The organism is Veillonella intestinalis (genome assembly GCF_943192895.1).
GTDB lineage: Bacteria > Bacillota > Negativicutes > Veillonellales > Veillonellaceae > Veillonella_A > Veillonella_A intestinalis.
In genome coordinates this window covers 123061-136938 of record NZ_CALPCB010000004.1, presented here as the reverse complement: position 1 = coordinate 136938, position 13878 = coordinate 123061, and the positions used below count along the sequence as shown (strand labels likewise).

Below are 13878 nucleotides of genomic sequence, written 5' to 3'. Positions count from 1 at the left end.
ATATAACCGGCAAATACTACTCTACATATAACCAACGACTAGTATTACCATCACTAATTAATACGGCTTCACTCGTAATTGCCTGAATTATCAATTCCCCTGGACCTTCGCCAATACCATAACAAGCCTCACCCTTATCAGTGTGTAACATAGCTAAGTTAGTGTTCCCTCCTACTATACCGGTTACTTGTATATTGGCCAATGTTACAACCTGAGATGCTTTCTGATTATAATGACTACCTTTTGCAATAGCCTTACTCCCTTCATCAATGCCTCTATAACTTCCTCCGATTCGTTTTCCCCAAGTCTCCTGCCCTGAATGTTCTTGATAACTATCAGTGAATCTCTGAACCTTACTTACAGTGTCTGTTTTAACTAAACTATTGGTTTCTCCAGTAGCCAACTCCATATTTTCAGTTCGCAACGGATGTATAAAAGGATCATCAAAAGGATGACTTCGTAAAGCTGATGTTAACCCTATAATAGGGGTAATAAATTGTTCTCTAGTCTCCTTATTTTTTGCGCTAGTTTGAGATATATCATTATGTATACTATTAGCCACTGAAGATTTTCCTTTGTTATTTTCTATCAGCCCACCACGAGTTCCCTTATTAGCGCCATATACTGAAATAGCCTCAGAATTATGACTAATTGGTTCATCCGTAGCTTCTGTACGATCACTCAATTCAGTTACCCGTTGCCACTGTGACGTACTAATGCCATAAAAACAAACAAGGCAAAATAAAAAGACCGCCCCATACAAGAGGCGACCTTTCTTAATTAACAAATTTCGCAAATCTTGTAGAGACAGTCTATTCATCATATTCACTATCCTTTTTATGCTTTATAGCCATTCGGATGGCCTTGATGCCATTGCCAAGCATCTTTAATAACTTGAGTCACATCGCTATGAGTTGGTTTCCAGCCAAGCACAGTTTGTGCTTTTTCAGAGGAAGCAATTAAAGTGCCTGGGTCCCCTGCACGGCGTTCACTAATAACTACTGGAAAATCTACACCAGTCACACTCTTAGTAGTATCTACAATCTCTTTAACACTAAAGCCATTACCAGACCCTAAATTAAAGTAATTAGAGGCACCACCATCACGCAAATATTCCATACTCAAAATATGAGCTGATGCCAAATCATTAACATGAATATAATCACGCACACAAGTACCATCAGCTGTATCATAATCAGTACCAAAAATTGTAATATTAGGACGCTTGCCTAAAGCAGCTTCTAGAATAAGAGGAATTAAATGTGTTTCAGGCGTATGATCTTCCCCAATTTCACCACTACTATCAGCCCCAGCAGCATTAAAATAGCGCAAAGCTACATAACGTAAACCATAAATATTACTATAGTCTTGAAGCATTTGTTCAATCATTAGCTTAGTGCGACCATATACATTAGTAGGTGCTAATCGAGCATCCTCCTTAATCGGCACTACTTCTGGCTCCCCATATACAGCAGCGGTAGAAGAAAATACAAAATATTTTACACCAGCCTGACGAACAGCTTCAATAAGTTGAAATGAACCAACTACATTATTCTCATAATAAATCATAGGATTAGTCATCGATTCACCGACTTGTGAATGAGCTGCAAAATGCATAACGCCATCAATTTGCTTTTCTTTTAACAAATTGACCAAAGCAGGATCAGCAATGTCCATATTAATAAATTCAACATTTGCTGGTAATGATTCAACGTGCCCTCGTGATAAATTATCTAATACAACGGGCGTATGACCCGCTTTTTGTAAAGCTCGTACCGTATGGCTCCCAATGTAGCCTGCCCCACCAGTGACTAAAATATTCATAACTACGCCTCCTACAACCCATCTACAGAATCACTTTGTTTACACTTCTTCGACTTGTTGCTCCGCTAATTTAGGACCTAATAATTTTTTATAAACTTCAACACCAGGCTGATCAAAAGCATCAACCCCAGCTAATTGTCCTTCATAGAAGATAGACCAGCAAAGCATAAACATAAATTCACCTAAATGGTATGCTGATAAGGTTGGCAATTCAAAGGTAATATTAAAGCGTTCATCCCCAGTTAAAGCTTCACTATTTGCATCTAAGGCAGTATTTAAAATAACACCTAAATCTAAACCGCTAAATGCTTTTAATGCTCCAAATTCATCGTAAGTATGTGGAGCTATCGCTTTAGTTTCCCAATCCTTCACTTTTACAAAGGTAACAATCTTATTGAGACGCCCTTCTTGATGCTCTTGGGTTTGTGCATGCATATCAGTAGTCCCAACAGCAACAACGGGAGTACGACCATAACGGCCTTTAGTTTTAGTCTGTTTCTTTCCTAAAGACTCAGCTAATAATTGTACATACCATTCAGCTAAAGATTTTAAGGAATCTCCATAAGGCATCATAATTTCAATGATACGACCATATTTTTCAGAGCTTATATATTTTAAAATTGCATTAAGTAACGCTGGGTTTTTAAGCATATCACCACTTTGACAAGCTTCATCCATAGCTTTAGCCCCAGCTAAAAAGGCACGAATATCGAAACCAATAACAGCGCCAATAATAAGCCCTACTTCAGTAAATACAGAAAAACGACCGCCTACACCATCTGGTACAGCAAAAATAGGCCAGCCCTGTTGCACGGCTAGCTTATGAAGTAGCGTTTCTTTCTCATCATCGCGAGGATCTGTTACAGCCACAACTTCAACATTAATGCCGGCTGCAATCAATGCTTCTTGCACTACCATAAAATTAGACATAGGCTCAATAGTAGACCCAGATTTAGAAATTAAGATAAGCATAGCAGTAAAGTCAGAACCTTTTTGAGCGGCACTGCGTTTTAAAGTCGCAATTAACTCATTAGTCCGCAAAGGATCTACATTGTTACCACTGAAATACAATTGTGGATAGCCATCACGCTCTGCTTCCGTTTTTTGATTCCAAAACTCACCACAATGTACATCAAAAAGAACTTTACCACCTAAATAAGATCCGCCAATACCAAAACTTACAACGGCATCAACAGAATCTTTAGCGTGTTGCCCTAATTCAGTTAGGCGCTGTAACACCGCTTCATTGTTTAGGTTTTTATCTTCAATGTATGGCAATTGTGGAAAAAGTACAGCTTCAGGTGTACCATCTTTTGATAAATGACCATCTACAATCCCAGTTAGACGAACACGAGTCGCTGCTTTTACAGCATTAGCAATTAAATCAAAATATGTATGAACATCTGCTTCAGTTACACCCCAAGCAGTAAATAAATTTGTATAATCAAATGTAAAACCTGATGGCAGGATGATTTTCTTCATTCTGACCCCTCCTTTAATTCACTTCTCTTATTGTACCTTGCTCACTAAAGAGACGCAATAGGTTATGAGATATGAATTATATATTATTTTCATAAATCAATCAATTTTGTCGTGCCCGCCTTAGCTAACTCATCGGCCTTTTCATTATAAACAACACCTGTATGAGCTGCTACTTTATGGAATACCGTTTTAACTTGGCGACGACTATTAAGAGTAAATTCAGCATACGCTTTGGTCAATGGATTATTCGCCTTCCAACGACCAGTAGCCCACATTTCAATCCCCATATAATCATAATAAATATGAACTTCTTTAATCTGTTTTGCAATCGCTGTCTTAATGACATGCATAGCGCCCAATAACTCACCAGCTACGTTCCAATAGGCTGTGTACATTTCTTTATCAGTACCAAAAGAAAACGTTTCTTCTTGCCCTTCATAAAACATGATGCCCCCAGCACCCACTACATTGCGTACTTTATCAAAGCTACCATCAATGTAGGCAAGCATACAACGAGGTCCCAGTTCAGCCAAAATTGTTTCTGCTGTTATGGCTGGTGTAGCTTCTGGTTCTGCTACTTTTTTACGACGTGACGACCGACGCGTTGAAGCTTTAGCCGTTTCCAAATACTCCGCCATTGACATGCCTTTAATCGGCGCTACTTCATCAGCCATAAAGTCCTCCGCATCTTGCCGAGAAGTAAATGATTTATAAATTGCGCCCCCATATCCTTTAACTTGTCTCTCACAAGCAGCCCATGAATCAAAAATCCCCCGTACTCGCCCTTCTTTTACGGCATAATATTTTTTACCCATACAAACTCCTTATAATTAGACTCAATCCATCCCATTAATCAACATATACTATTTCTACCATAATCTATCCCTATACCATACCATTTAACTATAAAACAAAAATTAAGAACCCCCTAAGGTCTTCATATTTCAACTTATTTCATAGTTAATGGTTCAAAATGAGCAGACACAACGGTTTGCAAGGCTTGAGGATTAACTTTAATCTGCATACCACGCAAACCTGCACTTACATAAATCTCACTAAACTTAGCCATAGTCGCATCAAAATACGTGGGAAATAACTTCTTCATTCCCACTGGTGAGCAGCCGCCCCGTAAATAGCCAGTTAAACCTAGCAAGTCTTTTACAGCAATAAGTTCTACTGACTTATTACCACTTACACGTGCTGCTTGTTTTAAATCTAATTCCGCAGCCACTGGAATACAAAAAACTACTGGCCCAGTTACATTACCACGACCTACTAATGTTTTAAATACTTGTTCTTCTGGTAAATGTAATTCTTCGGCTACATGTACGCCAGCGCCACGCCCTTCTTCCCATTCATAAGCAAGCACTTCATAACTGACTTTTTGCGTATCTAATATACGCATTGCATTTGTTTTTTTGTGATCTTTCTTACTCACTCGTATCGTTCCTTTTATATTTTACTACAATTATTCCAATTTCTACTATATTTTATTTTAAAAATTAATTGATAACCAATAAAATGTTCATTCTAAAGGTAATCATTTATTTAAAATCTTATTAATATTCTTAAGCTCAATTCGTAATGTCCCATCTGGATTTGTTACGATTTCTATAAATTCACTATTTTGCATATATTCAACAGGAAAACTAATTTCAATGCCCGTATCAGTTTTAATTTTATGCTTTTCACCAATTTTACTAGCAAACTCACGATTTACTGGCAAAGGCCGTAACATATCCTGTTCTGCTAAAGCTTTTTTTGCTGCTTCTTTTTGTTGTGGTTGGTTCGCAAATACTGTATCTACAATAATTTCAGGATTTAGAGTATCTGACACCTCTGCATTTTTAGAAATCATAGAACGAACTTTTACCAATTCTTCCACTCCGTCTCCTTCATGCGCCTTAGCTACTTTATCGACAATACGGCGCACTTTAGACACTGTATCACGAGATGACGGATTCGTGCCAATTTGTAGCACCTTATCCCCTAGAATATAAACAACTTCACCATCATATTCACCCTTAGGCTCAAATAAACGCACTGAAAAGTCCTCTAAATTAATAGCACAAAAGGATCTTAACTTTTGAGTAGGACTTGGCAAAACAGCTCGGTTTGGAATTAACTCTGTAGTCAGTGTGCCATCTTCTTCATTAAACAGTTGATGCGTATACGCATCATGAGCTTGACAAAGTAATATGCATAAATACCGATGATTATCAGCCGCTTCACAAATAATCGTATCAATAATTACAGGGTCTGTAGCTTGTTTCATAAAATTAAACAACCGCTCCCCTAAGTCTTTGCCTAAAGTTACTAAATCAGTAGCACCTTCATTATACTGTTTTAATAATTGCCCTAACTGACTCGTTTCATTTAAATAGCCCGTTCGTAAGCCTGGGTCTTTAATTCCCTTACTTACATGAGCACTAACATATTCCTGTAAGGCTTCTTCCCCCATATTTAATTCATTCTCTGAGTACACTGCCAATGAGGATGAAAAATCTAAAATTTGTAATACTGCACGATTGATTTGCATAGCCACTCCTTAAATGGATAAAAGTGCCTTGTTTTAGCATACAGCAAAAACAAGACACTTCAATAAGTTGTTAATATGAATCTTATACAACGTAAATATAAATACAACGCTAAGCGCCTCTTTAGCTTCAAGCTAACTCCTCGTTACATTGTCTAAGATATTATGAAAACAAGTTAAAAGACTTACCTTAGTGTAATACTATTATACCACACTCAATAGTTAACCTTGTACATACGGACCAAATAAGCCGGCAAATAAATGAGATCCTTTTTTACCCAAAATAGCCGCTGATAATGATGCAAATACACCTATAATAGCAATAATTAAGGCATTGCCTGCGTGCACCGTATACGCATAGGCTACATAAGCTTGAATAGCCGTCAAGATAAAGTATACAACACTCAAGTAAATTTTAAATTTCAAAACAGGCGCTGTCGTTGTTTTATAACGAAGTTTACCTCCGATGTAGCCAGAAATAGCACCTACAAGAACTAATAAAGGCATTACTAAGCACACCATCATAGCAAAATCAAATAAACGATAGCTTAAAGAATAAGGTACTAATAAACCTAAGATTGGCAAACCTACTGTCATAGCTGAACCAGCAATTGGAAAATGCACAGCAATAGGATGTAAATGTAAATCTAATAAACGTTTACGAGTAGGGCTCAATTTACGTGGTGTGTATTCAGCCCAAACAGTTTTTGGAAAACCACAAGCAGGACAAGGTTGATCTGCTTTATCAGCCGTTTCAATATAGCCGCATACGCGACAAATAATATACTGAATCTTTTTTTCTTCTTGTTTTTTTGTTTCCATGTCAATCTCCTTAGAAAATAATTACCTTATTCTTATTATTACATATTTTATTTGAATCAACAATTTTAAATTATGTACAGCTTAACTATAATTTAGTATCGAAATAATGATACGTGTTTGCTAGGCCTGTTGTCAAATTAATTTTCGGCAAATAATTTAACTCAGTCATCATTTTTTTTGTACTTAACAAGGAATGTTTAATATCACCGGCTCGTTCTGCTTCATAATGAACTGCAAAATCATGTCCCACAATCGTCTTAAATTGAGCCACTAATTCATTTAAAGATGTGCCTACTTCTGTACTTACATTAATAACCCCTGTTAAATCTGGCTTTTCCAAAGCTTTCAAATTAGCTGCTACCACATCATCTACATAAACAAAGTCTCGCGTTTGCTCCCCATCACCAAAAATTGTAATATCTTGTTGTTTTTGAAGTTGTTCACAAAAAATACTAATCACGCCACCTTCACCACCATGTCCTTGACGAGGACCATATACATTGGCATAACGAAAACAAATATAAGGCAAGCCAAAGGCTTCATAATAGAGACGTAAATAACTTTCAGTAGTCAATTTAGTTAAACCATAAAAAGAAGATGGATGACCTATCATAGTTTCTGTTAAAGGCAAGGTTTCTAAATCACCGTATACAGCAGCAGAAGATGGCATTATAATCTTAGCCACCCCCACACTACGACATGCATTTAAAACATTAATAAGCCCCATTAAATTGACATCACAATCAAAAGCAGGGTCTTCCATTGAAGTAGGCACCATAGTCTGAGCCGCTTCGTGGAAAATATAAGTAGGCTTAAATTCAGCTAATAAACTAACTAATTCCCTATCACGAATATCCATTTCCACAAACTGTGCCTTAGGGTTCACATATTCACGGCAACCAGTACTTAGATTATCAATAACTAGTACCTTATGACCTTGTTCGATAAGTCTATCTACAAGGTGTGAGCCTATAAATCCAGCCCCACCAGTTACACAAATATTCATACTTCTATGCCTCCTAATACAAGTTTTTACGCAATAGCTATTAGCTAGTTCTTTAATACTTTCTATACCTAAAAAATTTTAAGCCACTGTGTTAGATTTTTTAACACTTATATAAATAAGCCCTAATACAAAACCTATAGCTGATGGTACGATCCACCCCATTCCTAACTCAAAGAAAGGCAAACTTTTATATAATTGCAAAGTATTTTGCACCAAAGCATTTTGCCCTAAAAAGGCAGGTAAAGTATTGAGCGCATCACCAATCGCTGCCAATAACGCAAATAGAGTCGTAATTAAATACACCGCTTGACGACCTTTAAATACTGGTGCCAAGAAGGTTAATAAAATGATAGTAATTGTTAATGGATACAACAACATTAAAATAGGGATTGCTAGTGAAATAATCTGAGTTAAACCTACATTCCCAATTAAAAATGATACAAGAGCAAATGTATAAGCATACTTCTTATAACTAATAGAATTTGGGAATAATTCGACAAAGGTTTCAGAGCAAGCACAAATTAAACCTACCGCTGTCTTCAAGCACGCTAAGGTAACAATAATTGCTAATAAAACAGCCCCGATAGAACCAAAATAGTAATGAGCAATTTGCGCTAAAGCAATACCACCATTAGCTGAAAGTTGTAATACACCTAAACTAGAAGCCCCTACATAGGCTAAGAACGCATAAATAACTACCATTAAGATAACAGTTACAATCCCTGCCTTTACCATGCCAATAGCAATATCTTTAGGCTCCTTAACGCCAACTTCTTGCATAGCACGAATAACAATGATACCAAAAGCAAGAGCAGCTAAAGCATCCATTGTATTATACCCTTCTGTAAAGCCTTTAAAAAATGGCATAGTTAGGTAATCACCAGTAACTGGCGCCGAACTAATTTCTCCCATAGGAGAAACTAAAGCGACTGCTAATAAAATTGCCAAAAATACTAAGAATAGTGGATTTAAAATTTTGCCAATATAGGTCATCAATTTCCCTGGGTTCATCGAGAAAAATAAGCCCAATGCAAAAAATACAAAAGTAAAGCCTGCCAATGCCATAGTTTGCATATCATCACCAATATAAGGTGCTAAACCAATTTGATAAGACACCGTGGCTGTACGAGGCAATGCAAAAGCAGGTCCAATTGTTAAATATAATAATACGGTAAATAATTTTGCATAGGTCGGGTGAATGCGAGTAGCTAAATCATATAAGCCACTGCTCCGTGAAATACCAATAGCCACTACCCCTAAAAAAGGCAACCCAATAGCAGTAATTAAAAAGCCTAAGGTAGCAGGCCATACATCAGCCCCTGCTTCTTGCCCCATATGCACTGGGAAAATAAGATTCCCTGCTCCAAAAAACATGCCAAATAGCATAGACCCAATTACAATAGCTGAACTTAATGACAATTTACCATTCAAGATATAATACCTCCCACATTACATTATATATTTTAAAATATTAACTGCTACTAACTACCCCGAATATCTCTTTCAATGGTAGCACGCTTTTCCTCTTTCGACAAACGGAAAAACTCAAAAACAGCCTCTGCCGTTTTTTGATTCATACCAGGCACACTAGCTAACTCCTCAACAGAAGCAGCTTTTATCCTTTCTAAATTACCAAAGGCCTGCCATAAAGCTTTACGCCGCTTAGGTCCAATCCCATCAATATGATCTAAGATAGATTCTAAATTGCGTTTTCCGCGCAATTTACGGTGATAGGTAATAGCAAAACGGTGTGCTTCATCGCGAATTTGCTGTAATAATTGTAGTTCTGGAGAATGATGGGATAATATAATACTCTCCGACTGCCCTTCTACAAATACTTCTTCAATGCGCTTAGCTAAGGAAATAACGGGCACATCCGTTACCCCTACAGCACGAATTAATGGTAAGGCTGCATTCAATTGACCTTTGCCCCCATCAATAATAATCAAATCAGGCATAGGCCAATCAGTTTCATTACCATAACGTCGTTCCATAATTTCTGCCATAGACTTAAAATCATCAGGCTTGCCTTGCACCGTTTTTAATTTAAAACGTCGATATTCTTTCTTAGCTGGTTTACCATCTTCAAAAACTACCATAGATGCAACGGTCTCACTCCCTTGAGTATGAGAAATATCGAAACATTCCATTCGTTCTGGCAAACGTGGTAAATCCAACACTTCGGCCAGCTTTTTAACAGCGCCGCCACTTTTATCTAAATCGTATTGCCATTGACGACGTCGCTCTGCTAAAAAGTTTTGCGCATTTTCAGCTGCCATTTTTATCAAATCATGCTTATAACCTCGTTGCGGCACGGATACCTCTACTACTTGCCCTTTCATTTCAGAAAACCATGTAGCGAAGAGTTCACGCTCGTCTGTATCATAAGGTAAAAGCACTTCTTTAGGTACAAAAGACGCACCACTGTAATATTGCTTCACAAAGTCAGTCATAATTGTTACAGCCTCATCGCCCTCATTTTTGATAAAGAAGTTCTCTCGTCCTAACAAACGACCTTGACGAATAAAAAAGACTTGAACACAAGCCATAAGGCCTTCCATAGCTATCCCCACTACATCAATATCACCACGCTGTGTAACCATACGCTGTTTCTCGCGAAGTTTTTCTAAGGCCTGTAATTGATCTCGTAAAGTAGCTGCTTTTTCAAAATTTAATTCATCGGCCGCGGTCTCCATCTGCGCCTTTAAGTCTTGCAAAAGTGGAATTGGCTTCCCCTCTAATACCTGTACAATCTGATCAATATACGTACTATATGTTTCAGGGCTTACCCAACCTTGACAAGGAGCTTCACAATATCCCATGTGATATTGTAAACAAGGGCGTGGCACTTTCATATTCTGACAAGTGCGTAAAGGAAAATGACGACGAAATAACTTTAAAGTCTGATGCACGGCGGTTACATCTGTAAAAGGACCAAAATATTTAGCCCCATCCCGTACCATGCGCCGCACCATAAGCACTCGTGGATACTCTTCTTGTACTGTAACTTTCACATAAGGATAAGTCTTATCATCACGAAGCATAATATTATACTTAGGATGATGTTCCTTGATAAGCGTATTTTCAAGAATAAGCGCTTCCATTTCTGTCTTAGTCTGAATGACTTCTACATCTACGGCCCGCTTCATCATAGCAGCTACTTTAGGGGCGCGATTACTATCTTGGCGCACATACGAACGCACTCGATTTCGCAGATTAATAGCCTTGCCAATATAAATAATACGTTTATATTGATCGCGCCATAAATACACCCCTGGCGTAGTTGGCAAATGACTAATCTTCTCTAATACAGTCTCTGTAACCATTAGTTACCTACCTTGCTATCTTTACTAGAGGCATTAGCAGCTGCCATAAATTTCTTTGTTTTAGCTAATACTGGTGCTAAAAATTTACCCGTATAACTAGCTTCTAATTTACAAATTTGTTCTGGTGTACCGGTACCAACAATTGTACCACCTCGTATTCCCCCCTCAGGGCCTAGATCAATAATATAATCCGCTGTCTTGATTACATCTAAATTATGTTCAATAACAACGACCGTATCTCCACCATCTACTAACTTTTGTAACACATCTAGCAATTTACGAATATCTTCTGCATGAAGCCCCGTAGTTGGTTCATCTAAAATATAAAGCGTTTTACCAGTACTACGGCGAGCCAATTCAGTAGCTAATTTCACCCGCTGTGCTTCCCCACCAGACAAGGTTGTTGCAGGCTGCCCTAACCGAATATAGCCAAGCCCTACTTCCTGTAAAGTTACAAGCTTGCGATGAATTTTAGGAATGGCTTTAAAAAATTCAACCGCTTCATCCACTACCATGTCTAAAACTTCAGCAATGGTTTTACCCTTGTATTTTACTTCTAAAGTCTCTCGATTATAGCGCGCACCTTTACAGACTTCACAAGGTACATATACATCTGGTAAAAAGTGCATTTCTATTTTAATAATGCCATCACCACGACAAGCTTCACAACGACCACCACGTACATTAAAACTAAACCGGCCTTGCTTATAGCCACGCATTTTAGCTTCTGGCGTTTGACTATACAATTCACGAATTGAATCAAATACACCCGTATACGTAGCCGGATTCGAGCGTGGTGTTCGCCCAATCGGACTTTGATCAATGTTAATAATCTTATCTATATGTTCTGTGCCTCGAATTTCCTTATGAGCACCTACTTTATGATAGGAGCGATATAAATGATTCGCTAAGCCTTTATATAGAATCTCATTAATTAATGTAGATTTACCAGACCCACTTACCCCAGTTACAACCGTAAATACACTAAGGGGGAATTTCACATTAATATTCTGTAAATTATTTTCAGAAGCTCCACGAATTTCTAAATAATTACCATTGGGCTTGCGTCGTTTCACTGGCAACGCAATAAATTTACGACCACTTAAATATTGACCAGTAATCGATTGCTCATTGGCCATAACTTCTTGTGCCGTGCCTTGGGCGATAATCTGTCCACCATGTTCACCAGCTCCAGGGCCTATGTCCACTAAATAGTCAGACGCCAACATAGTATCTTCATCATGTTCCACCACAAGTAATGTATTTCCTAAATCACGTAAACCTTTAAGGGTTGCAATGAGTCGATCATTATCTCGTTGATGTAAACCAATAGACGGCTCATCGAGAATATATAATACCCCTACCAGACCAGAACCAATCTGAGTGGCTAAGCGAATACGTTGTGCTTCACCACCCGATAAAGTGCCAGCATTACGACTCATCGTTAAATAGTCCAAACCTACATTATTAAGGAACATCAAACGAGCATTGATTTCTTTCAAAATCTGATTGCCAATAAATTGTTCTCGTTCTGTTAATGGCACAGTTTGAAAAAAATCCACCGCTTCACTAATAGTCATATTAGTCACTTCATGAATATTCTTAGGACCTACACGAACAGCTAAGGCTTCTGGTTTTAATCGAGCACCACCGCAGGTTTTACAAGGTTTAATCGACATAAATTCTTCAAAAGCTTCCCGCTGTGAATCATTCAAAGCTTCACTATGACGGCGTTTTACCATAGGCAAAATACCTTCATACTCCGTATGGAATGTCTTTACTTCCCCACGCATATTTTCATAGTCGAAAGTTACCTTATCCGTACTACCATTCATAACTAAATCTTGTACCTTTTTAGGTAATTCATTAAAGGTAGCATTCAAATCATAGCCATGAGCCACTAATAAACCTTCTAATTGTCGCATAAACCAAGCATTTGGATTAGAACTTAACGGTACAACAGCGCCATCAGCGAAGGATATATCACCATCAGGAATTACGCGATCTTCGTCCACTTCCATAGTGCTTCCAATACCAGAGCAGGCCGGACAAGCCCCAAAAGGACTATTAAAAGAAAACATACGAGGTTCAATAGCAGGCAGTGAAATATGACAATCTGGGCAAGCAAAATGCTGACTGTACATATGAGTAGGACCTTCTACTTCTTGCACTACCACCAAGCCTTCGCCCCACTTGGCCGCTGTTTCCATAGAATCAGCTAAACGACTTTCAATGCCTTCTTTTACAACTAAACGGTCTATGACAATTTCTAAATCATGTTTTTTAGTCTTAGCCAACTGAATATCTTCATCTAAGGTGTGAATTTCACCATCAATTTGAACTCGCGTAAATCCTTCTTTACGCAATCGTTCTAATATTTGTTTATGCTCCCCCTTCTTACCACGTAATAAAGGAGCCATAACTAAAATTTTAGTCCGTTCTGGCAAAGTCATTACATCATCTGTCATTTGTTCAATGGACTGCTGAGAAATAGGTTTGCCACATTCTGGACAATAGGCGCGACCTACGCGGGCAAATAAAAGCCGCAAATAATCATAAATTTCCGTCACTGTCCCCACTGTAGAACGAGGGTTGCGACTGGTAGTTTTTTGATCAATGGAAATGGCTGGTGATAAACCTTCAATATAATCCACATCGGGTTTATCCATTTGTCCTAGAAATTGGCGTGCATAAGCGGACAACGACTCCACATAACGCCGTTGCCCTTCCGCATATATCGTATCAAAGGCTAAGGACGATTTACCCGAACCACTAAGCCCTGTAATCACGATAAATTTATCTCTTGGCAAGGCAACATCAATATTTTTTAAATTATGTTGCCTTGCTCCTTTTACTATAATTTCTTCTTTCACCATAACCTC

11 protein-coding genes are annotated in these 13878 nt (G+C 38.0%); all 11 read right to left on the bottom strand.

Annotation, left to right across the window (positions count from 1 at the left end):
• Positions 1-16: 16 nt before the first annotated feature.
• Entirely contained in the window at positions 17-823 is an 807-nt protein-coding gene (locus NFR27_RS04540; protein WP_251454613.1) for a hypothetical protein, read from the bottom strand.
• A gap of 14 nt (positions 824-837) precedes the next feature.
• Positions 838-1824 (bottom strand): UDP-glucose 4-epimerase GalE, encoded by a 987-nt coding sequence (galE, locus tag NFR27_RS04535; RefSeq protein ID WP_251454610.1) that lies wholly within the window; start codon positions 1822-1824, stop codon positions 838-840.
• Between the two features lie 39 nt (positions 1825-1863).
• Positions 1864-3306 (bottom strand): glucose-6-phosphate isomerase, encoded by a 1443-nt coding sequence (locus tag NFR27_RS04530; RefSeq protein WP_251454606.1) that lies wholly within the window; start codon positions 3304-3306, stop codon positions 1864-1866.
• 89 nt (positions 3307-3395) lie between these two features.
• Positions 3396-4121: a ribonuclease H1 domain-containing protein gene (locus NFR27_RS04525; RefSeq protein ID WP_251454603.1), complete on the bottom strand. Its 726-nt coding sequence runs from the start codon at positions 4119-4121 to the stop codon at positions 3396-3398.
• 134 nt (positions 4122-4255) lie between these two features.
• Positions 4256-4744 (bottom strand): Cys-tRNA(Pro) deacylase, encoded by a 489-nt coding sequence (ybaK, locus tag NFR27_RS04520; protein WP_251454587.1) that lies wholly within the window; start codon positions 4742-4744, stop codon positions 4256-4258.
• Positions 4745-4846: 102 nt separating this feature from the next.
• Positions 4847-5845, bottom strand: a complete 999-nt coding sequence (locus NFR27_RS04515) for a nucleoid-associated protein (RefSeq protein WP_251454585.1) — start codon at positions 5843-5845, stop codon at positions 4847-4849.
• A 219-nt stretch (positions 5846-6064) separates the two neighbouring features.
• On the bottom strand, positions 6065-6664 hold the full coding sequence (locus NFR27_RS04510; RefSeq protein ID WP_251440959.1) for a rubredoxin-like domain-containing protein: 600 nt from the start codon (positions 6662-6664) through the stop codon (positions 6065-6067).
• Between the two features lie 85 nt (positions 6665-6749).
• Complete coding sequence (locus NFR27_RS04505) at positions 6750-7670, bottom strand: NAD-dependent epimerase/dehydratase family protein (protein ID WP_251440961.1); 921 nt, start codon at positions 7668-7670, stop codon at positions 6750-6752.
• Between the two features lie 78 nt (positions 7671-7748).
• Positions 7749-9101, bottom strand: coding sequence for a branched-chain amino acid transport system II carrier protein (brnQ, locus tag NFR27_RS04500; RefSeq protein ID WP_251454583.1), 1353 nt, complete (start codon positions 9099-9101; stop codon positions 7749-7751).
• 50 nt (positions 9102-9151) lie between these two features.
• Positions 9152-10996: an excinuclease ABC subunit UvrC gene (gene uvrC / locus NFR27_RS04495; RefSeq protein ID WP_251454581.1), complete on the bottom strand. Its 1845-nt coding sequence runs from the start codon at positions 10994-10996 to the stop codon at positions 9152-9154.
• Positions 10996-13869 carry an excinuclease ABC subunit UvrA gene (gene uvrA, locus NFR27_RS04490; protein WP_251454663.1) on the bottom strand — a complete coding sequence of 958 codons (2874 nt, stop codon included), beginning with the start codon at positions 13867-13869 and terminating at the stop codon, positions 10996-10998. The genes uvrC and uvrA overlap by 1 nt, the downstream gene beginning before the upstream one ends.
• Between the last annotated feature and the right edge of the window lie 9 nt (positions 13870-13878).